Annotated in this window: 19 protein-coding genes and 1 pseudogene; 13 read left to right on the top strand and 7 right to left on the bottom strand. The window is 59.8% G+C overall.

What is annotated here, in order from left to right; all coding sequences use genetic code 11:
• Nucleotides 1-4 precede the first annotated feature (4 nt).
• Both NKI69_RS26730 and NKI69_RS26725 read right to left on the bottom strand, forming a co-directional pair.
• Complete coding sequence (locus NKI69_RS26730) at nucleotides 5-1,474, bottom strand: NAD(P)-binding domain-containing protein (RefSeq protein ID WP_352722846.1); 1,470 nt, start codon at nucleotides 1,472-1,474, stop codon at nucleotides 5-7.
• Entirely contained in the window at nucleotides 1,471-2,442 is a 972-nt protein-coding gene (locus NKI69_RS26725) for a LysR family transcriptional regulator (RefSeq protein ID WP_127291977.1), read from the bottom strand. The genes NKI69_RS26730 and NKI69_RS26725 overlap by 4 nt, the downstream gene beginning before the upstream one ends.
• A 232-nt stretch (nucleotides 2,443-2,674) precedes the next feature.
• Between NKI69_RS26725 and NKI69_RS26720 the strand changes: the two genes are divergently transcribed.
• Nucleotides 2,675-3,745: an NAD/NADP octopine/nopaline dehydrogenase family protein gene (locus NKI69_RS26720; protein ID WP_352722845.1), complete on the top strand. Its 1,071-nt coding sequence runs from the start codon at nucleotides 2,675-2,677 to the stop codon at nucleotides 3,743-3,745.
• 138 nt (nucleotides 3,746-3,883) lie between these two features.
• Here the strand turns inward: NKI69_RS26720 and NKI69_RS26715 are convergent, their stop codons facing one another.
• Both NKI69_RS26715 and NKI69_RS26710 read right to left on the bottom strand, forming a co-directional pair.
• Complete coding sequence (locus tag NKI69_RS26715; RefSeq protein WP_127291983.1) at nucleotides 3,884-4,576, bottom strand: flavin reductase family protein; 693 nt, start codon at nucleotides 4,574-4,576, stop codon at nucleotides 3,884-3,886.
• 39 nt (nucleotides 4,577-4,615) lie between these two features.
• Nucleotides 4,616-5,296: a GntR family transcriptional regulator gene (locus NKI69_RS26710; protein WP_352442495.1), complete on the bottom strand. Its 681-nt coding sequence runs from the start codon at nucleotides 5,294-5,296 to the stop codon at nucleotides 4,616-4,618.
• Nucleotides 5,297-5,468: 172 nt separating this feature from the next.
• Between NKI69_RS26710 and NKI69_RS26705 the strand changes: the two genes are divergently transcribed.
• From NKI69_RS26705 to NKI69_RS26680, 6 genes are all read left to right on the top strand, one after another.
• Nucleotides 5,469-6,689 carry an amidohydrolase family protein gene (locus NKI69_RS26705; protein WP_023809588.1) on the top strand — a complete coding sequence of 407 codons (1,221 nt, stop codon included), beginning with the start codon at nucleotides 5,469-5,471 and terminating at the stop codon, nucleotides 6,687-6,689.
• 122 nt (nucleotides 6,690-6,811) lie between these two features.
• On the top strand, nucleotides 6,812-8,389 hold the full coding sequence (locus NKI69_RS26700; protein ID WP_352679033.1) for a nickel ABC transporter substrate-binding protein: 1,578 nt from the start codon (nucleotides 6,812-6,814) through the stop codon (nucleotides 8,387-8,389).
• Between the two features lie 12 nt (nucleotides 8,390-8,401).
• Nucleotides 8,402-9,337: an ABC transporter permease gene (locus NKI69_RS26695; protein ID WP_352722844.1), complete on the top strand. Its 936-nt coding sequence runs from the start codon at nucleotides 8,402-8,404 to the stop codon at nucleotides 9,335-9,337.
• Complete coding sequence (locus NKI69_RS26690) at nucleotides 9,328-10,236, top strand: ABC transporter permease (RefSeq protein ID WP_352722843.1); 909 nt, start codon at nucleotides 9,328-9,330, stop codon at nucleotides 10,234-10,236. Before NKI69_RS26695 ends, NKI69_RS26690 begins: the two co-directional genes overlap by 10 nt.
• Nucleotides 10,229-11,224, top strand: a complete 996-nt coding sequence (locus NKI69_RS26685; protein WP_352445366.1) for an ABC transporter ATP-binding protein — start codon at nucleotides 10,229-10,231, stop codon at nucleotides 11,222-11,224. The genes NKI69_RS26690 and NKI69_RS26685 overlap by 8 nt, the downstream gene beginning before the upstream one ends.
• Complete coding sequence (locus NKI69_RS26680; protein ID WP_352722842.1) at nucleotides 11,221-12,237, top strand: ABC transporter ATP-binding protein; 1,017 nt, start codon at nucleotides 11,221-11,223, stop codon at nucleotides 12,235-12,237. The genes NKI69_RS26685 and NKI69_RS26680 overlap by 4 nt, the downstream gene beginning before the upstream one ends.
• A gap of 157 nt (nucleotides 12,238-12,394) precedes the next feature.
• On the opposite strand, the gene NKI69_RS26675 is transcribed toward NKI69_RS26680, so the two are convergent.
• The 3 genes from NKI69_RS26675 to NKI69_RS26665 are packed head-to-tail and all read right to left on the bottom strand — an operon-like array spanning nucleotide 12,395 to nucleotide 14,252.
• Nucleotides 12,395-13,042, bottom strand: coding sequence for a hypothetical protein (locus tag NKI69_RS26675; RefSeq protein ID WP_023708301.1), 648 nt, complete (start codon nucleotides 13,040-13,042; stop codon nucleotides 12,395-12,397).
• Nucleotides 13,043-13,079: 37 nt separating this feature from the next.
• Nucleotides 13,080-13,814 (bottom strand): HupE/UreJ family protein, encoded by a 735-nt coding sequence (locus tag NKI69_RS26670; RefSeq protein WP_352679045.1) that lies wholly within the window; start codon nucleotides 13,812-13,814, stop codon nucleotides 13,080-13,082.
• A gap of 48 nt (nucleotides 13,815-13,862) precedes the next feature.
• On the bottom strand, nucleotides 13,863-14,252 hold the full coding sequence (locus NKI69_RS26665; protein WP_352679048.1) for a hypothetical protein: 390 nt from the start codon (nucleotides 14,250-14,252) through the stop codon (nucleotides 13,863-13,865).
• A 103-nt stretch (nucleotides 14,253-14,355) separates the two neighbouring features.
• Between NKI69_RS26665 and NKI69_RS26660 the strand changes: the two genes are divergently transcribed.
• The 6 genes and pseudogenes from NKI69_RS26660 to NKI69_RS26635 form a co-directional block, all read left to right on the top strand.
• Complete coding sequence (locus tag NKI69_RS26660) at nucleotides 14,356-14,637, top strand: metal-sensing transcriptional repressor (RefSeq protein WP_023669876.1); 282 nt, start codon at nucleotides 14,356-14,358, stop codon at nucleotides 14,635-14,637.
• A gap of 11 nt (nucleotides 14,638-14,648) precedes the next feature.
• Entirely contained in the window at nucleotides 14,649-15,986 is a 1,338-nt protein-coding gene (locus tag NKI69_RS26655) for a cation diffusion facilitator family transporter (protein WP_502900201.1), read from the top strand.
• A gap of 23 nt (nucleotides 15,987-16,009) precedes the next feature.
• A complete protein-coding gene (locus tag NKI69_RS26650; protein ID WP_127292005.1) occupies nucleotides 16,010-16,444 on the top strand; it encodes a YqaA family protein in 435 nt (144 codons plus the stop codon).
• A 93-nt stretch (nucleotides 16,445-16,537) separates the two neighbouring features.
• Nucleotides 16,538-17,182, top strand: coding sequence for a DUF1007 family protein (locus NKI69_RS26645; protein WP_502895378.1), 645 nt, complete (start codon nucleotides 16,538-16,540; stop codon nucleotides 17,180-17,182).
• Nucleotides 17,183-17,203: 21 nt separating this feature from the next.
• A complete protein-coding gene (locus NKI69_RS26640) occupies nucleotides 17,204-17,917 on the top strand; it encodes a HoxN/HupN/NixA family nickel/cobalt transporter (protein ID WP_023809575.1) in 714 nt (237 codons plus the stop codon).
• Nucleotides 17,918-18,046: 129 nt separating this feature from the next.
• A pseudogene (locus tag NKI69_RS26635) lies at nucleotides 18,047-18,782 on the top strand (hemolysin family protein); the annotation flags it as partial.
• Nucleotides 18,783-19,393 lie beyond the last annotated feature (611 nt).

The raw sequence follows: 19,393 nt of genomic DNA, 5'->3' as shown, positions 1-19,393 counted from the left end.
TCAATCACAGCGCGGCCTCCTTGTGCAACAAGGGTGTTGAATCGACCCACTCGTCGCCCAGAAGTTCGGGCGTGTCGTAGGCGATCAGATTGGCGAAGTGGGTTTCGACATCCTCGGCAAACAGCGATGCGGCAATGCCGCGCACAAGACGGTCGGCACCGGCGCTGACGGCCGGGATGTCGCCGGAGACCTTGCCGTGCGTCAGCATGGCGGCGTCGTTGAAGCAGTGGATATGTGCAAGCATCGGGCAGGAGCCGGGGACGCGTTCGCGAAACTCGAAGGCAGGACCGAGATCCGGCGCGTCCGACATGCCTGCACGACCCGGCCCCATATCCGGCCTATATCGGCCATCCGACCAGGTGCGGATATGTGGGGCGATCGCCGCGAATTCCGGGCGGCCGTTGAAGTCATTTGAAAAACCGGTTGCCGCGATCAGGAAGTCGTAGCGCATCAGCCCTTGTGTGGTTTCGATCAGCAGGCCCTCCGGATCTTCCCTTACCGCAACGATGCCGCAGTCGAGAAAGAACCGGGCATTCGCGTGGCGAGACACGCGAAGCGTGGATGAACGCGGCGGCGGCGTCTGGGTGGAGGCGGTGTAGTCGAAGAACTTCCACTTCCAGGCATCGGGCAATTCATGCATGCCGAGTACGACACCCGGGCTGCCGATGCCGGTCAGCTTGTTGATGCGCGGCATCTCCTTGCGCCGGATCAACATGTCGACAGAACCGGCGCCCGCCTCGAGTGCGGTCGCAGCATTGTCCATGGAAGAGGCACCGGCGCCGATAACTGCCACACGCTTGCCTTTCAGCGCATCGAAATCGATGTCGTCGGCAGAATGGGCCCAATAGGCGCGATCGATCCCGTTGAGGAAATCGGGTACGGCAATACCGCCCAGACCGGAGCGACCGGTGGCCAGAACCAGACGACGGGTGAGAACCCGGCCGGATTCCGCGCCTTCGATATCGATCGCAATCAGATCACCAACGGGTTCGACGGCGGTCATGCGCACGCTGTTGCGCAATGGCAGAGCCAGGACCTTGCGGTACCAGACCAGGTAATCCATCCACTGGCCCTTGGGGATTTTGTCCAGCGACCGCCAGGCCTCAACGCCCCATTGCGCCGTGAACCAGGCGCGGAACGTCAATTGCGGCAGGCCGAGCGACGGACCGTGCAGGGTTTTCGGCGACCGGAGCGTTTGCATGCGGGCAAACGTTACCCACGGCCCTTCGAGCCCTGCCGGAGCCGCGTCATAGGCGACGACATTGGTTATCCCCGTCAGCACCAGCTTTGCCGTGGCAGCAAGTCCACACATGCCGGCGCCGATCACCACGACGTCACGGACAGGGACACCATCGCGCGAACGTGCCGGGACCCATGGCCTGGCAGGCAGTTCGAGGAAGTCGAGATCCTGCGCCAGCTGTGCCTCGAGCGCGGCAAGACTTGTCAAAATTGGCGCGGTGGGGGAATGCTTCATATCCCCGTTCCGTGATTTGTGGCGGATGCAGGATCGGTCACCAGTTGGCCGGCCAAGGCCGGATCGAGTTTCTTGAAGCCGACTATCGATCGTTCAGCCACCGCTTCGACCGCCTCCATCAACGCCTGTGCGACTGGACGAAGGGGACGTTTTTCGGCAGCCACAACCCCCCAATAAAAGAGAACGGTCGCGTCAATCGGGCGGATGGCGACCCCTGGCAAGGCCACGCCATAGGCGGTGAGGGGATCAATGACAGCGGCAACGCCGGTCCGGCGCACAAGCTGCAACGCGCCATAGGCAGTATTCGTCCGGATCACTGGCCCGGTGTCGATACCCCTGGCGGCCAATGCCTTGGAGACGTGCAGTTGGAAACGCAGCGGGTTGAGCAAGGTAGCGACGCGACGGCCGGCAAAGGCCGAAAGCGGTATGACGTCGAGTTCTGCCAGCGGATCGTCCTCCCGCACAGCAGCAACATCGGGCGCCGAATAGAGCCGCAGGACATCCAGGCCGGGTGTATCGAGCGGCAGGCTTGAAAAGCCGATCTCGGCACGACCGCTGCGCACTTCCTGGGCCACGATGGAGGGAAGAAACTGTCCGAGATGTGTCTCGTGCGGAAGCTCGATACCCTTGAGCTCGGCCATGGCCGTCGGGATCAGGCCAGTGCCGATCGCGGAGGTTGTGACAATCTGCAGGATCCGACCCCGGCCGGCGGCGATCATCTTGGCCCGCGCCGCGAGTTCGGTGAAGGACATCAGCAGTCGCCGCGCTTCTTCTTCAAATGCGACACCCTCTTCAGATAGCTGCACCCGTCGACCGACCCGGTGCAGCAATTCGAAGCCAAGTTCGCCCTCAAGATCCTGAATGGTGCGTGTCACCGCAGGTTGGGAACGCCCGAGCATGTCAGCCGCCTTGGTAATGCTGCCGCTGGCAGCCACCGCAAGGAAGGTCTGAAGGTCCCGAGTTTCCATATTCTCCCTACATGTGAAATACGTATGATTGACATCGTCTCATTCATTTTTGATATATGTCAAGCGGAAACTAATGTTCTCAGCGGCGCTTGCCGGCTCAGAGCCGGAGCCCTTGATCGAAACGGCTGGGGGCAACCGAGGTGACTCCAATTCGAAACCTCGTGATGAAAAAACTTGCAGGCGGGGACGGCAAGGATTCTCGAACCATAAAGCCTGCAACAGGAGGAATGTTATGCGCGTAAGTATTCTGGGCGCCGGAGCAATTGCCTATGGCCTTGCGGTCTATTTGGCACAATCGGGACACTCGCCAACACTTTGGTCACCGTCGGGACACCGCACCAGAACGTTGGCTGCTGGCGAATTATTGAAGGCGACGGGTGATATCGAGGCGACGGTGCCGGTGCGCATTGCCAAGGATTGTAGAGATGCTATCGACCAGGCGGACGTGGTGGTGATAGCGCTTCCGGCTTACGGCCACAAGATGGTGATGGAAGCCGCCGTCCCTCATCTGGCAGATGGAATTCCGGTCATCATCAGTTCGCATAGTTCGTTCGGGGCGCTGTATCTTCGGAAGCGGTTGACCGAGCGCAAGGTCAGGTTGCCGATCGTCGTTTGGGGCACAACACTACTGACTGGGCGCCAGCTCGGACCAACCGAAGTCAATGTCACTTCCATTCGCCAGAAGCTTGACGTCGCGACGCTGCCTTTCGATGCGCTCGACCAAGGGTACCAGCTTTGCACGGCCTTGTTCGGCGATCGTTTCGTCAAGCGGGATGGTCTGCTGGCGATTGCGCTCAGCAACCTTAATCCGCAGAACCATCTGGGAATTGCCCTTCTCAATCTCACACGCATGGAGAAGGCCGAGCAGTGGAGCCAGGGGGGAAATGTCACTCCTGCCGTTGGTCGCTTGATCGAGGCTCTGGATGCCGAACGGTTGGCCATCGCTGCCCATTTCGGTATCGCGGTTCGTACCGTCCAGGAACATTTTTCATTGTCGTTCCACGTCCCCATGGGCACTGTTTCGGAAATGAACCAGGAGATGGATCGTCTAGGCCGCGGCGGGTTTGGCCCGACAACCATCCAGAGCCGCTATATTCTCGAGGATGTTCCGTTCGGCCTGCTACCGACTGCCGTTCTGGGGAAGATCAGCGGAAATCCGGCGACACTCCATGAATCCGGAATTTCCATCTTGTCGGCGGCTTATGGCCGGGATCTCAAGGGAGATAATGATATTCTTCCTGCGCTCGGCATCGAGGAAATGACAAAGGCGGATCTTGAAACCCTTTGCCGCAAGGGGTTTTAACAGCTTCCAGTGCGCTGTAGCCCAGCTGCAGTGAATATTCTCCCAGCCCGGCATCGGCAGGGTCCTTGGCCGCAGGCAGCGTCTCTGCCCGATCAGGAAGGATGATTGAAGCGACGAGCGCGTTGCGCGATCAGGGCGCTATCCATCGGTGTTGGGTGGCATAGGCCTCATTGCCAACCATTGCTCATGCGACATCGTTGGCAGGTCAAACTGGTGGCGGGTGGTCGAATAACCGTGTCCACCCATTCTGCCGACGGCGTCTAGCGCGAGTTGATCGATATAGAAACGCTCCTGGTCAACAAGATCCTCACGAATGTGCATCCGCATAACTTGACCAAGGACAATCTCGCGCGACTTACCCAGGCCAAGCGTCAAATGTCGGCGGCATTCGAAGGCTATAGGCGCTTCGAAAATGTAGGGGCATTGGACCGTCTCACCGGGCACAGGCGTCAGTCCGGCCTCGGCCAGTTCGTCAATGTGGGAAGGAAATGGGACGGCACAGACGTTCATGGCGTCAACCAGCGCATGGTCCACGATGTTGACTGTGAATTCCTCAGTCAGTCGGATGTTGAGCGTCGTATCTTTGAAGGACATGTCATTATGGTTCTCCACACCCAGGGCTAGGATTGGAGGATCGGCCGAGAGGCAATTGAAGAAGCTGTAGGGCGCAGCATTGACAGTCCCGTCGGGGTGTCGTGTGGTCACCAGAGCGATTGGCCGAGGCACCACTGCCCCGATCAGCAGCTTGTAGCGTTCGCGTGCCGAGATGCGGGCGAAGTCGATGCTCACGCGGCTCCGCTGCCCCACCGGCTCGGGCTGGGGGTTGAGCATTATATCCTCCTGAATTTTGCCAAGCTGCTTGAGAGTTGGTCACCCTGCCTGAGCGTATGTACTCAGGATGGAGCGAACGTCGGGCTCAGTTTGATCGCTGATTTGCGCCCGAGCCTCGAGTGCCTCGAGATGGTGTTCCATCGCATGCATGGCGCGCTCGGGATTGTGTTGGCGCAGCGCCTGAATGATTTCGACGTGTTCGTCGACGCCGCACTGATCGGAGTGCGGACGGCTGTACAAGGCTAGGATCAGCGAACAGCGCGATACAATCTCGCTGACATAACGGGTCAGCGGCTTCGATCCCGTGAGTTCGGCCAGCAGAATGTGGAATTCGCCCGCCAGCCGTATCGATAATGGTCCGCTCGTGTTTACTGCGTCCCTTTCAAGTTTGACGTGGCCCTCAAGTGCCGCAAATTGAGCGGGTGTGATCTTTCGCGAAAGCCGGTCCACTACCTCGCGCTCCAGGCAGCGTCGTAGGGAAAATATATCTAACGCTTCCTCGAGCGTCGGTTCGGCGACGCAGGCTCCGCGATTATTCCTCACCTCCACCAGGCCTTCGGCACTCAGTCGGACAAGCGCGTTTCGTACGCTGGTCCGGCTAACGCCGAACTGCTCGCCGATGGCGTCTTCGGGCAATTTCATACCGGGGCGAAGCGCCTGCTCAATGATGGCGCGACGCAGCGACAAGTAGACGTTTTCGGCTCGACTCGATTTGGTCATCGCATCCCCCTAAGCTCCCGCAACTTATCGATCAAGATATATTTTTGTCAATATGGGATACGATTTATCTTGAAATAGGTATACAATTATGCGGTAGTTACGTACACGGACCTGCAGGCGCGGCCGTCGCCGTGCCGCAGACGATAGGCTGCCTCTGGGAGGAGCGCACCGCATGACAACCAATTTGTTGATTAGAAATGTGCGCCCGATGGCTGGCGCCAATGTGGATATTCTTATTGAGAATGGCCGCATTACCCGCGTCGAGCCGGAGCTTTCACCTTTGGGCGGGCTGGTGGAGGACGGCGGAGGTCGCATCGTCGTTCCGGGCTTGGTCGAAGCGCACACCCACCTCGATAAATCGATGATCGGAATGGCGTGGTATCGCAATGAAGTCGGCCCTCGCTTGATAGACAAGATCGAGACCGAGCGTGAAGCCAAGATCCGCTTGGGTATCGATCCGGTCCGCCAGTCGCGTCGACAGGCGCTTGCCTCAGTGGCGCAAGGCACCACCCATATCCGTAGCCACGTCGATATCGACACCGTGCACGGCCTTGCCGGTGTAGAGGGCGTCATGCGCACTCGTGACGAGCTACGAGACCTCGTCGATATTGAGATCGTCGCCTTTCCTCAAGGCGGTATGATGATCCGGCCTGGCACTGTCGAACTTATGCGACGGGCGTTGGAAATGGGCGCCGAGGTGGTCGGCGGGCTGGACCCTGCTGGGGTTGATCGCGATCCCAAAGGGCACCTCGATGCAATTTTCGACCTCGCTCAACGTTTTGGCCGGCCCATAGATATACATTTGCACGAAGCGGGAGAGCTTGGCGCCTTTTCGCTCGAACTCATCATCGAACGCACCCGTGCACTCGGCATGCAGGGAAGGGTGGCAGTCAGCCATGCCTTCTGTCTCGGCATGCACGATGCCGATTATGTCGGCCGACTAATCGACGAGTTGGCGGAGCTTTCGATCCATATTCTTACCACCGGGCCGGCATCGCAGCCGTCGCCTCCGGTCGCCAAATTGCGATCTGCTGGAGTGGTCGTCGGCGCCGGAAATGACGGCATCCGTGACATCTGGGGACCTTACGGCAGTGGTGACATGCTGGAACGCGCGATGTTTGTCGGCTTGCGCAACAATTTTCGCCGCGACGATGAACTCGAATGGGCCCTCGACGTCTGCACGCGCGGCGGTGCCGGAGTTCTTGCGCTGGAAAGGTACGGCCTGATGCCCGGCTGCTGGGGGGACATGGTTTTGGTGGAAGGCGAGACACTCGCCGATGCCGTCGTGTCCCACCGGCCGCGCGCGTTGGTCGTCAAGCGCGGCAAGGTCGTCGCGCGAGGCGGGGTTGCGGTGCAGACCTCACCTGCGCAAATGAGCACAAAAACTTATTAGAAGGGATACGATGTCTAAATTAGATTGTATACGATAATGTAATATGTCTATACAAAAAAGGCCCCGTGCCTTTCGAGGCAACCTAGGCCCCAGGGAACAATAAGCAACGAGAGGAGCAACCAATGTCATTCAACAGGCGTACATTTCTGCAGATCGGGTCAGGCGCGTTAGGGCTCGCCATAACCGATGCTACCTTCACCAAGTTTGCCTTTGCCGAAGGGGCGGCGGGCACATTGCGAGTGGCTATCGCCAAGCCTGCGGGCAATCTCGATCCGCAGAGCCACTACGCGATCTGGGCCATTCAGGACCTGATGTTCGATCCGCTGGTGCGGTACGGCAAGGGCGGCCAGATCGAGCCTTGCCTTGCGACCGACTGGAAGATCGAAGACGGCGGCAAGACACTGCACCTTACATTGCGCAAGGGGGTCACTTTCCAGGACGGCACAGCGTTCGATGCAGCCAGCTGCAAGTGGAATCTTGAGCGCTGGCTGGGACTCGATCAGTTCAGCTGGATGAACTGCTCCAAGTATTTTCAATCACTGGAGGTGGTCGATGACCACCAAGTGGCCCTTCATTTCAAGGAGCCGCCGCTGGCGCTCATGCAGGAGCTTTCATACACGCGGCCGCCGAGGTTCCTTAGCCCCAAATCGGTCGATGCGAATGGCAAATTTGTCGAACCCGTCGGCACCGGGCCTTGGCGTCAAATTAGCGCTGACGATACACAAAGTGTTTTCGAGCGCTACGACGGCTACTGGGGCGACAAGCCGACTTATCAACGTCTCGAAGCCAAGGTCATCCCTGATCCGCGCGCGCGGGTTGCAGCCCTGCGCGCTGGCGAGATCGATCTCGTCGGCGGGTTTTGGATCGCGCCGCTGACCCCCGTTGAGGCAAAGCAACTCGAGGCCGCAGGGCTCAACGTGGTCATCGATCCCGGCAACGTCACACTGGTGATGGCTTTCAATCCCGATCGCACCGAAGCGCTTAAGGATCCGCAAGTGCGCAAGGCCATCAGCATAGGGATCGATCGCGCGGCGATTTCCCAGGCGCTCTACCAAGGCTTTGCCCGACCGGCGGGCAACCTGTTCTCCGATGCATTGCCATTTGCTGGCACCCAGCATGATGCCCCAGTTCGCGACGTTGCGGCCGCATCAGCGCTCCTGGAGAAGGCGGGTTGGACGGGTGGGCCCGTGCGTTCCAAGAACGGCACGCCACTGACGCTTGAGATTGTCGTCAGTCCCGACGCCGTTCCCGGCTCTCGCGTCGTGGCCGAAGTCATACAATCCGAGATGAAGGAAATCGGCATCGATTTGATCGTCCGCTCTGTCGACCACGCTTCCAAGCACACCGACATGCTCGAAAGGAAATACGATCTCGGCTTCTTCTTGACCTATGGGGCTCCTTACGATCCGTTCGGCACGGTGGTGGCCTTGTGCCTCTCGACCTTCAACAACGATGTCGAAGGCAAGCTGTTCACCGATCCGGCCAACCTGGACCCGCTGATCAACGCGGCGACGGCAGCAACTGGTGATCAGATAGAGCCATCGATCCAAAAGGTTTACGACTGGCTGCGTGACAACGACGCGATAGCGCCGTTGGTTTACGTTCCCAGCATCTGGGCGCACTCCAAGCGGGTCCAGGGCTTCACCAGCCCGGTCACCGAATACGACATGCCATACGAAAATATCGTGCTGGCCGAGTAGAGGGAGGGCGCTTTGATCCACTTCATCAGCAAGAGGCTGAAGCACTCCCTCGTACTGCTGTTCATGGCGTCTCTGGTTTGCTTTACCCTGGTTGTTTCGGCTCCGGGAAATGTCGCTGTTCTCATCGCTGAACTCAGAGGAGCAGTCGCAACACCGGGTTATGTCGAAAAGGTTGCCGAAGAGATCGGACTGCATAAGCCGCTGCTGATGCGCTACGCGGGTTGGCTTGGCGATGCAGTCCGAGGAGATTTTGGCATCTCCTACAGAACGGGCCAGGAAGTCAGTGCGGACTTGCCAAAGCGCATGTTGGTCACCGGTACCCTTATCGGTGGCAGCGGCGTGGTTGCGACCCTGCTCGGCCTGGCTCTCGGATTCCTGGGTGCCTTCTGGCCCTACGCACTGCCGGACCGCGTTTCGCGCGGTTTGGCTCTTCTCGGCGCATCGACACCGACATTCTTCGTCGGTGCGCTGATGATCTATGGATTCTCCGTCACCTTTCAGCTCTTTCCATCCTTCGGCTTCGGCGGTCCGGAAAGTTGGGTGCTGCCATGGGTCACTGTCGCGGTGCTGCCCGCCGCCGTGCTCAGCCGTGTCGTTCGTGTGGGACTGGAAGAGGCTATGGCCAGCCCCTTCGTGTTGACGGCCAAAAGCAAAGGTCTGGGACGGACCGCCATCCTGTTCCGGGACGCGCTGCCAAACATCATACCTGTGTTCATCAATGCACTGGGAACCCAGGTCGGCCTGATGACCGCAACGGCTATCATCGTTGAACCGCTGTTCGCCTGGCAGGGCGTGGGCGACTACTTTCTCCAAGGCGTGAAGTTCCGGGACTTCATGGTCGTGCAGGCCTGCCTGTTGATCTTCCTCGCCTTCTTCATCGTGGTGAATCTGATCGTAGATCTCGCAGTTCTGATGACCGATCCCCGTATCCGGCGCCAATGGAGCTGACCATGAATAGATTCAAGCCTGCACTTGCCCGGTTGAACAAGATGCCCCGCGTGGCCTTGATCGTGATCGGCCTTTTCGTCGCCCTGGGCAGCTTCGCGCCATGGCTCGCCCCACAAGATCCCAGCGCACAGAACTTGCTGGAGACCGGCCAGGGACCAACTGCCGCACATTGGCTCGGCACCGACCATCTTGGGCGCGACACGCTCAGCCGCCTGATCATCGCTGCGAATACGTCATTGGTCAGCGTTGGCTCGGTCCTCATCATTGCAATGACGGTCGGTGTCGCCATGGGGACCATCGCGGGTTATCACCGCGGTTGGGTAGACGACCTGCTGATGCGCATCGTCGATGTCGGCCTGTCCATCCCAAGCCTGATCACTGCCCTTGCCGTGATCGGGATCGTCGGGCCGGGCTACTGGACCATGGTACTGGCTCTGTCACTGGCATGGTGGCCGATGAGCGGTCGTATCAGCCGGGCCGTGGCCGTCAGCATCATGAGCAAGCCGCATATCGAGGCCCTGCGTGTGCTGGGCGCCAGCCCATGTCGCATTTACTTCGGCCATTTGCTGCCCGGCACCATCGGCGCGGTGATGGTCTATGCGACGGCGGATGCCGGGACAGCCGCTTTGGCTGTCGCAACGCTCAGCTTCCTTGGTCTGGGCATTCAGCCGCCCACGCCAGAATGGGGACAGATGCTTGTTGATGCTTTACCGTATCTCGAGTCCGATCCGCGCCAGGTTATCCTGCCCGGCGTAGCCCTGACTGCTGCGGTGATCGGTTTCAACATCCTCGGCGAATCCATAGCACTTAATCGCATTCCCAAGCCGCTTTCGAGGCGGACGCTCGCCTTGCGCAGAATTGAGATCGCCGGCTGGGCCAAGGAGAATTCCGATGCATGACGAACTCCTTTTGAAAGTCAGCAATCTGACGGTCGATCTCCTCACCGCCAAGGCCGCGGTACGTCCCGTCGATGGCGTCAGCTACACCGTCCGGCAGGGAGAATGCCTTGCCATCGTCGGCGAAAGCGGTAGCGGCAAGACTGTAATGAACTTCGCGCCGCTCGGGCTAATGCCGACCGGCGTGACGACGAACTTGTCGGGATCGGTGCGCTTCGACGGGCGTGAATTGATCGGCTTGCCGGAATCCGAGATCCGTAAGATACGAGGCAAGTCGATCGGATTCATTTTCCAGGATCCGATGAGCGCGCTGAACCCCGTCCGCCGTGTTGGAAGGCAGATCGCCGAGATGGCGGAACTCCATCTCAAGATGACCCCGCGCGCCGCGGAGGAGCGGGCGTTGGAACTCATCAAGCTGGTCGGCATCTCGGATCCAGCAGCGCGACTTCGTCAATTCCCCCACGAACTGTCGGGTGGTCTCAGGCAACGCATCGTAATTGCCATTGCGCTGGCCGGCGAGCCGAAACTTCTGATCGCGGACGAGCCTACGACCGCTCTCGATGTGACGGTCCAGGCTCAAATCCTGCGACTGCTCAAGGACCTGCAGCGGCGGCTCAACATGGCCATGGTGCTGATTACTCACGATATGGGGGTAGTCGCCGGAGCGGCCGACAACATCGTTGTCATGTATGCGGCTCGGGCCGCCGAACGAGGTCCCGTGGACAAGGTCCTCGTGACCCCACGCCATCCGTACACGAGAGGGCTGATCAACGCGATCCCGCGGCGAGAAGACCCGATCGGTTCGGAGTTTCGCGGTCTTCCCGGGATACCGCCAACGCTGGGCGCGCCATTCAAAGGCTGTGCCTTTGCCCCGCGCTGCGAGCTCGCAATTCCCGCATGCACCGCAAGCCGCCCTCCACTTGCGCGGTCGGCCGACAGCGCTGTTGTCGTGGCCTGCGCGGTTGTCAACCAAAGGAAGGCAGCAGCATGACGCACGGTCCTGTTCTGAAAGTCGAAAATCTGCAGACGCGCTTCAAAAGCGTTCAGCGAGGCAAGTTCATCCATGCCGTCGACGACGTCTCGATCGAGCTCTATCCGGGCGAGATCGTCGGTCTGGTAGGCGAGTCCGGTTGCGGAAAGTCGACGCTCGGCCGCACCATTGTGGGTCTCGAAAAGGCAAGTGCGGGACGAGTCCTGCTTGATGGAGTGGACCTCACCACACTCTCCGGTGCAGCACTGCGCGAAAGCCGCAGGGCGCTTCAATACGTGTTTCAGGATCCATATTCGTCCCTGAACGACAGACAGACGGTCGGTGAGACGATCGATGAAGCGTTGCTGATCAGCGGGTTGAAATCACAATCCGACCGCAGCCATCGTACCAAGGCGCTCCTGGATCAGGTCGGACTGGCGGAGGCTTTGAAGGATCGGCACACGCGGGAACTGTCCGGAGGGCAGCGCCAGCGCGTTGCGATTGCCCGATCCCTTGCCGTGAATCCAAGAGTGCTGATCTGCGATGAACCAGTTAGCGCACTCGATCTGTCCATCCGAGCCCAGGTGATGAACCTTTTCCTGCACCTGCAGAAAGATTTGGGGGTGGCGTGCCTGTTCATTGCCCACGACCTTGCGTTGGTCAGGCAGGCTGCATCGCGCGTCTACGTGATGTACCTCGGCAAGATCGTGGAGCACGGGCCATCGCAGGAACTCTACGATCACCCTGGCCATCCCTATTCGCAGATGTTGCTGGCCTCGACACCGGAGGTGGATCCGATCGCTGAAAAGCAGCGCAGGGTTCCGGTCATGATCGGGGAGGTGCCGAGCCCTACGAATCCACCATCCGGCTGCAGGTTCCGGACTCGCTGCCCCTTGGTGGTCGAAGAATGCAAACAACAGATGCCACCGGCCTTGAAGCTATCTCCTGGGCACAGTTCGGCTTGCGTGTTTGCCAAGGATCTCCATCGCGGCAAACGTTCGGCGCTGATTTCGCCAACAGCCAATGCGGCATGATCACGTTGAGACAGCCTAGCGGCGCACCAATTCACCACGCCGCCGCCCACCCGACACGAATGCTCACGGGACGGTGGTGCGCCAAACAGTGAGGTCGTGGCAATGAACAGCGCGCCACTCCGGCGCCAAACGGCGCCGGATAAGATTGACGTATCGTTCACATCATCCGTTTGATGTCGGTGTAGGCACCGTTCGTCTTCAGCGTCACGGTGACGTCGGCATCGGTGCGGTTACGCCAGAACCAACCGTGATTACCGTCAAACGCTGCCTCAAGTACGCCCTCGTCCTCTGCAGCCCCGCGTCCCTTCTCGTATGAAATGTTTTCGCCGCCGCCGTCACCATGGGTGTCGAAGTTCACCGCCGCGCCATTGGCCGTCCAAGAGTATTTTGCCTGTGCGCCCTTGGCCATGACGAGCTTGATCTCAGCTCCTTCGCCGGGCTTCAGGGTGACCGACATTTCGTCCGTCCGGAGTTCCTGGGCAGAGGCTGAACCAATCACCAGTTCAGCGAAGACGCGCTCCAGAAGACTCGACTGCTGATCTCGGGCTGGCACTGCGGTTGGAGTGCCGTTTTGCAGTTCGCGAAGGCGGTCCTGCTCGGCCTCTTCGGCCAGTTGTGTCTTGATCTCGCCCATCTCGGTGAGCTCGAGCGCTCGCCCAACGCCGGTGGGGTCGATGGCGTATTCGGCCGGCAGCACGATGGTCACAAGGATGGCAGCTGCCGCGAGAATTGCGATGACGGTAGAGCGAAGGAGCTGCATGGATGTCGGCAGTTCGGCGCGGGTCGGGATGTCGGTATTATACATAGGAGAATTCCTTTTTTGTGGATCTTTACTTGGAGGTTCAGGAGACGACCCAGCCGGTGAGCTGATAGCCGATCAGCACAAACCCGGCGGTCATCGTGATGGTGTTGGCGGTGTATGCGTGGCGCCAGAAACTATCGGTCCGGCGCCAGTAGCCCATGACAATAAGGATGGCAGCGAGCGCCAGAAGCTGGCCAATCTCAACGCCGACGTTGAAGGCAAGAAGATTGGGCACTAGCCCGTCGGGCGAGATGTTGTATTCGATGATCTTCGTCGACAGACCAAAGCCGTGGAAAAAGCCGAAGATCAGCGTCGCGATCTTGGTGTTCGGCTGGAAACCGAGCCACCTCTGGAAAGCGCCCATATTGTCGAGCGCCTTGTAGACGACCGACAGGCCGATGATTGCGTCGATGATGTAGCTGTTGATGCCAACGTTGAAATAGACGCCAAGCAGCATGGTCGTGGAATGGCCGAGCGCGAACAGGCTCACATAGATGCCAATGTGCTTCATCCGGTAGAGGAAGAAGATCACGCCGAACAGAAACAGGATGTGGTCGTATCCCGTCACCATGTGCTTGGCGCCGAGATAGATGAAGGGCAGCAGATTGATGCCCGTGATCTCCTGGATATAGCCCTTGTCGCCTTCGGCAACGGCATGGGCGAGGGCAGCTCCCCCAAACAATGGGAGGGTCAGGAGAGCGAGCAACACAGGTAGGGCGGGTCGCCAGCGCGCGCAAGGCGAGCATGGCAGGCCCTGATAGCAGGATCCTTGCATGAGAATTCCAATCTTCGTCGTTGAGGGTGGCCGCGCAAGCGGCCGCGATCATGCGGTGAGGATCGGTCTCGGAGGGCGATCGAGCCGGGAACTTGCTTCCGGGTCGGACAAGGACGGCGGATAAATCACCCAGGTCCGCCCGGCCGCAGGAACGGCCGGGGAAAAGTCCGGAAGCGTGCTCGCCGTCTCGTGCGAGTGGTCGGCGGGATTGTGGCCGTGAGAATGGCCGGATCCCTGCTCCTCGGTTGCACCGTCATCGTGGACGTGCCCGTGGGCTTCGATCTGTCCCGCCAGTTCGGCGTGACGGTCGGCCTCGGCGGCAGCGAGCGCGATGGGATCGTGCGAGACCGAACCGCCCATAGGCGACAGCAGCATGCCGAGCGCCATCGCGAAAGCGATGACGAGGCGAAAGGCTGCGCTATTGATCCAATTCGGCATGCTTAACGATTATTCTCTAAAATCCTAACGAATGGTTGCGTGCACCAGAATCGAGGCCACTTTGAGGCTTGGAATATCCTCTCTGGGGGGATAGCATCAAGGTATGAATGAGCGTCCCCACGTCCACGAAACCCATCCTGCCATCATCAAGCGGCTGAAGCGCGCCGACGGCCATCTGCGCGGGATCGTCGAGATGATCGAGGCCGGCCGACCGTGCCTCGACATCGCCCAGCAACTTCATGCCGTGGAGAAGGCCATCGCCCAGGCGAAGAAGACGCTGATCCAAGACCACCTCAACCACTGCCTTGAGGACGTCGTCGGACCGCTGGCGCTCGAGCAGCGTCGCTCGATCGACGAGTTCAAAGATATCACCAAGTACCTGTGAGAAGCGCCATAATGGACAAAGTTCGCGATTGGTTCGGATTCGGCCCGATGACGCATGGCATGGGCGGCCACGGACATGATCACGGCGAGGGCGGCCATGGTCACACCCATGGCGTCATCGACCCGACGATCGCCACGACGACGCGCGGCATCTGGGCGATCAAATGGTCATTCGTGGTTCTGGCCATCACGGCGGCGCTTCAGGTCGTGGTCGTGTTCCTCTCCGGCAGCGTGGCACTGCTGGCCGACACGATCCACAATGTCGGCGACGCGGTCACCGCCATCCCATTGTGGGTCGCCTTCATGCTGGCCCGTCGCCAACCGAGCAAGACGTTCACCTACGGGCTGGGCCGCGTCGAGGATCTGGCCGGAATTCTGATTGTCCTAATCATCCTGTTCAGCGCCATCGTTGCCGGCTACGAGGCGATCGACCGGTTGATCAATCCGAAGCCAATCACATTTCTTGGCTGGGTCGCCATAGCCGGTTTGATCGGCTTCATCGGCAACGAGGCCGTCGCCGTGTTCCGTATCCGGGTCGGCCGCGAGATCAACAGCGCGGCGCTGATCGCGGACGGTTACCATGCCCGCACCGACGGCTTTACCAGTCTGGCGGTCGTGCTGGGCGCTATCGGCGTATGGCTGGGTTTTCCGCTTGCCGATCCGATCGTCGGACTGTTGATCACGCTGGCGATCTTCGCCATCGTCTGGCAATCTTCGAAAGCCGTGTTGACCCGCATGCTCGACGGCGTCGAGCCCGGCATCGTCGATGAAATCCATCATGCCGCCGAGCATGTGTCCGGGATCGAGCGCGTCCAAAGCGTGCAGGCGCGATGGGTCGGCCATCGTCTGCATGCCGATGTCGCCATCAGCGTTCCGGACATGCTGACGGCCAAGGACGTGCTGGGTGTAACCGAAGCCCTCAAAGAGGAGCTGTTCGCCCACTTGCCGGCGTTGGCGGAAGCCAATGTGCGTCTGGAAAGCCCGGCCGGATCTGCCGAAAAGGGCACGGAACCCTCTCACGCTCATGGTCATCATGCGCCGGAGCCGTTCAAGGTCGACTGCGATCTGGCTGCGGGGACACTGGAGATCGTCGACACGCCGGCCGGCGAGCGGATGCGGCTGACTATCGATCGGCATGCCGATGATCTGACGGCGACGGTGATCATCGACCGGCCAGAGGGGCCGGAGACGTTGCACCTCGATCCTGTCGCCGACAACCATCATCGCCTTGAGAGCACGTTGGCCCCTGCCGAGCCGCATGAATTCGAGGCAAGACTGGTCCTGAAGGCCAAGGATCGCGAACAGGTGCTGCCGTTCAAGATGGTCGAACCCGAAGGTCACCATCATTAGGTCGACAGACAGGATACTGTTCAATGACCGATCTCGCAGCCTACGCTGGTCTTTTCCTGGCAGCCTTCATCGCCGCGACGATCTTGCCGATGCAATCGGAAGCGGTGCTGATCGGGCTCTTGCTTGCGGATTATTCGCCCTGGTTGCTAGTCGGAGTCGCGAGCGTCGGCAACGTGCTTGGGTCGGTGATTAACTGGTTGCTCGGCCGAGGCATTGAGCGCTTTCGGGACCGGCGGTGGTTTCCGGCGAACCAAACGCAACTAAACCGCGCACAAGTGTGGTATCGCCGTTACGGGAAGTGGTCGCTTCTGCTGAGTTGGCTGCCAATTGTCGGTGATCCGCTGACCGTCGTCGCGGGCGTCCTGCGCGAGCCTTTTCGGGTTTTCCTCTTGCTGGTCACTGCGGCCAAGGTCGGCCGTTATCTTGTTCTTGCCGCCATGACGCTGAGCGTGATTTGATCTTGAGGGCCCACCTTAACCGCATGTCCCATTTCGGCCTGCTTGCAATGCCAGACGTGCTGCCTGACCGGAAACGATGAAGTGCGAGTGAAAATGCGACTGACGGGCATGGTATCAGGCGTCGCGCTGTTGCTCGCTTCCGCCGCGGCGGCGAGTGCCCATCCCCATGTCTTTGCCGAAGCGAAGCTGGACATGACCGTCGGTCAAGACCGCACGGTCAAATCACTTCGGCATCTCTGGCGTTTCGACGACCTCTTTTCCAGCACTGTGCTGATGGAATTCGACAAGAATTCCGACCTTGTCCTTGATACAAAAGAACTCGATGAGGTTGCTCTCACCGTCCATGCGTCGCTGGCCGGGTACAACTACTTTCAGATGGTGACCTTGAACGGCAAGGACGTGACGATGGCGCCGCCACCGAAGTTCAGCGTCAGCTTTGAGAATGATCAGCTCGTTGTCCAGTTCGAAACGCAGCCGAAGGACCCGTTGGCTCTTGCTGGAAAAGTCAGCATCGGCGTCTATGACCCGACCTTCTACACGGCGATCGATTTTACCGACGACGACAAGATTGCTGTGGCTGGCCTGCCTGTAGGCTGCTCACGCGCGGTCGTCCGTCCAGATCCGGACACGGCCATCGCACAGAACCAGAAAAGCCTGACAGACGCGTTCTTCAGTGACCCAACAGGGACCGATCTCGGCAAGATTTTCGCGACACGCCTCGAATTGACCTGCGGCTGACCCGGAGCCGGTTCGATGGCCATGTTCCAGACGCTGGTCGACTTCCAACGCACGATCTACCTGGCGCTGGCCGAGCAGATCAAACTGCTTTCGGCCGGCGGCGATTGGCTGGCCTTCACGGCCTTTCTGCCGATGGGCGTGTTATTCGGTGCAGCGCATGCGCTGACGCCGGGTCACAGCAAAGCCCTACTGGCCACGTATTTGGCAGGTTCGGACGCAAAGGTTTCGCGCGGTCTTCGGGTATCACTGACACTTTCCTTCACGCATGTGACGATTGCCGTGCTGATCGCGGCGCTCTCGCTACCGTTGGTGTCTATTGCCCTGGGCAGTGTTGGCCGCGCGCCGCTACTAGAAGACGTCAGTCGCGGGCTGCTTGGACTCATAGGCGTCTGGATGCTCTGGCGCGCATTGAGCCACGGCCATCACCACAAGCATGAGGGCGAGGCCGTCGGCGTCATGGCCGGCTTGATCCCATGCCCGCTGACGCTTTTCGTGATGACCTTCGCAATATCCAGAGGCGTTCCGCTCGCCGGTATCCTGTTTGCAATCACCATGATGGCCGGCGTGGCGCTGACGCTGTCTTGCGTTGCGGTGTTGTCGATCCTGTTTCGGGAGCGCCTAGTGCATTTCTTCGACAGCCGGCCACGCCTGTTCGATGCCATTTCGCGGACGATCGAAGGCGCTGCCGGAATTGTTCTAGCCGGCGTAGCGGTCTGGCAAATCACTTCTTCCTAACGCTGTCCAAAGCCAGAGCCCCCGCGTCGGGGCAGCAGCTCCGCGTGATAATTCTGAGCCCAATGCGGTTGCGCAATAGCGCCAAATACGCTTCACAGATCCCGCCAGTCAGATCCAGCAGAGGATATCATGCCGGCGGACGATGGTAGTCTACGCGACATTCTTGGAATTCTGTTGGTTCTAGTACTCGTTGGCGCAAATGGCTTCTTTGTCGCTGCGGAATTTGCGTTGGTGGCGGTCAGGCGGAGCCGAGTCGACGAACTTGCTACCGCTGGACGCTTGAATGCCGGGCTGCTTCAAAGAGCCTTGGCGAATCTCGATGCCAATCTTGCCGCGACCCAGCTGGGTATCACCATTTCGTCGCTGGCGCTTGGCTGGGTTGGCGAACCTGCACTCGCCCATCTGATCGAGCCACTGCTGGTCGGAGCGATGGGGTCTCTTGCCACCGCCGGATCCCATATAATCGCCGTAGCAATTGCTTTTATTATCATCACTGCTCTCCACATCGTTCTGGGCGAGTTGGCGCCGAAAAGCCTGGCGCTTCAGCGTAGCGAGGGCACGGCACTCTGGGTGGTGCGGCCGCTAGGCCTGTTCCTGTTCCTGCTCAGGCCGGCGATCCTCGCTTTGAACGGTCTTGGCAATCTGGTGTTGCGTCTCTGAGGATTGCGGCCAGGGACGGGCGAGGAGTCCCTGCATTCGCCTAGAGCTGAAGCTGCTTGTCGCGGCGAGCCAGGAGGCAGGGCTGCTTCACCAGACCCAGCAGGAGCTCGTCGAGCGCGTCTTCAACATTGGCGATCGGCGCATCGCCGATATCATGACGCCGCGGCGCGATATCGACTGGATCGGCGTGTCGTCCGCAAACAGCCCGGAAGGTAAAGACCTGTTTCGCAAGGCACAGCTCACCTCGAACCTGCAACTCAATTGGGCCGACGGGATGCAGGGCGCTGGCCCACCGTCTGAGCAGGTCGTTTGCAATGCGTTGCTAGCCCCACAGGGTCTTTGGCGGTGGCGGATCACCCTCAGGATTATCCAAATCGTCTGGGTCGGGAAAGAGATTTTGCTCGCGCAGGTTCGAAGTCAGCACATCAAGTTGGTTCTGCGCTTCGATGTGAGCCAGCCGCTGTTTGGCCCATTCGATCAATAGCCGCGGCCGGGAACGGGTATCTGATAGCGAGCACAAGTCTTCGCCAGCCCTCGTCCGATATGTCGAACCGCTCAGCGAGCGTGACGATAGGGGTCGACCAAACGAGGTCATACAATTCTTGGCGGGTGAAGGTGTGCGGCATTTTTGGCTTGGGGACGGATTCGGTGGGTGAGACAACCCAGTCGCTAGGCCGCTCAAAGTCAAGCAAGCGATGCGCATTTCCCGCGCCTGACGCACGTGGCGTTTCCCTGTTGGACTACTTTCATTTCCCTGTTAGGGCGAATAGGGAATTCCTGGACAACGCGTTGAAACTACTGTGAGATTTCAGGCCG

Source organism: Mesorhizobium sp. M0491, from assembly GCF_040321265.1.
Classification (GTDB): Bacteria; Pseudomonadota; Alphaproteobacteria; order Rhizobiales; family Rhizobiaceae; genus Mesorhizobium.
Note: the sequence above shows the minus strand (reverse complement) of the source record. Positions and strands in the feature narration are given on the sequence as shown.

Bases quoted from the DNA above. Each gene is read 5' to 3' on its own strand.
- NKI69_RS26730 (WP_352722846.1), bottom strand. From the start codon at position 1,474: ATGAAGCATTCCCCCACCGCGCCAATTTTGACAAGTCTTGCCGCGCTC.
- NKI69_RS26725 (WP_127291977.1), bottom strand. From the start codon at position 2,442: ATGGAAACTCGGGACCTTCAGACCTTCCTTGCGGTGGCTGCCAGCGGC.
- NKI69_RS26720 (WP_352722845.1), top strand. From the start codon at position 2,675: ATGCGCGTAAGTATTCTGGGCGCCGGAGCAATTGCCTATGGCCTTGCG.
- NKI69_RS26715 (WP_127291983.1), bottom strand. From the start codon at position 4,576: ATGCTCAACCCCCAGCCCGAGCCGGTGGGGCAGCGGAGCCGCGTGAGC.
- NKI69_RS26710 (WP_352442495.1), bottom strand. From the start codon at position 5,296: ATGACCAAATCGAGTCGAGCCGAAAACGTCTACTTGTCGCTGCGTCGC.
- NKI69_RS26705 (WP_023809588.1), top strand. From the start codon at position 5,469: ATGACAACCAATTTGTTGATTAGAAATGTGCGCCCGATGGCTGGCGCC.
- NKI69_RS26700 (WP_352679033.1), top strand. From the start codon at position 6,812: ATGTCATTCAACAGGCGTACATTTCTGCAGATCGGGTCAGGCGCGTTA.
- NKI69_RS26690 (WP_352722843.1), top strand. From the start codon at position 9,328: ATGGAGCTGACCATGAATAGATTCAAGCCTGCACTTGCCCGGTTGAAC.
- NKI69_RS26685 (WP_352445366.1), top strand. From the start codon at position 10,229: ATGCATGACGAACTCCTTTTGAAAGTCAGCAATCTGACGGTCGATCTC.
- NKI69_RS26680 (WP_352722842.1), top strand. From the start codon at position 11,221: ATGACGCACGGTCCTGTTCTGAAAGTCGAAAATCTGCAGACGCGCTTC.
- NKI69_RS26675 (WP_023708301.1), bottom strand. From the start codon at position 13,042: ATGTATAATACCGACATCCCGACCCGCGCCGAACTGCCGACATCCATG.
- NKI69_RS26670 (WP_352679045.1), bottom strand. From the start codon at position 13,814: ATGCAAGGATCCTGCTATCAGGGCCTGCCATGCTCGCCTTGCGCGCGC.
- NKI69_RS26665 (WP_352679048.1), bottom strand. From the start codon at position 14,252: ATGCCGAATTGGATCAATAGCGCAGCCTTTCGCCTCGTCATCGCTTTC.
- NKI69_RS26660 (WP_023669876.1), top strand. From the start codon at position 14,356: ATGAATGAGCGTCCCCACGTCCACGAAACCCATCCTGCCATCATCAAG.
- NKI69_RS26655 (WP_502900201.1), top strand. From the start codon at position 14,649: ATGGACAAAGTTCGCGATTGGTTCGGATTCGGCCCGATGACGCATGGC.
- NKI69_RS26650 (WP_127292005.1), top strand. From the start codon at position 16,010: ATGACCGATCTCGCAGCCTACGCTGGTCTTTTCCTGGCAGCCTTCATC.
- NKI69_RS26645 (WP_502895378.1), top strand. From the start codon at position 16,538: ATGCGACTGACGGGCATGGTATCAGGCGTCGCGCTGTTGCTCGCTTCC.
- NKI69_RS26640 (WP_023809575.1), top strand. From the start codon at position 17,204: ATGTTCCAGACGCTGGTCGACTTCCAACGCACGATCTACCTGGCGCTG.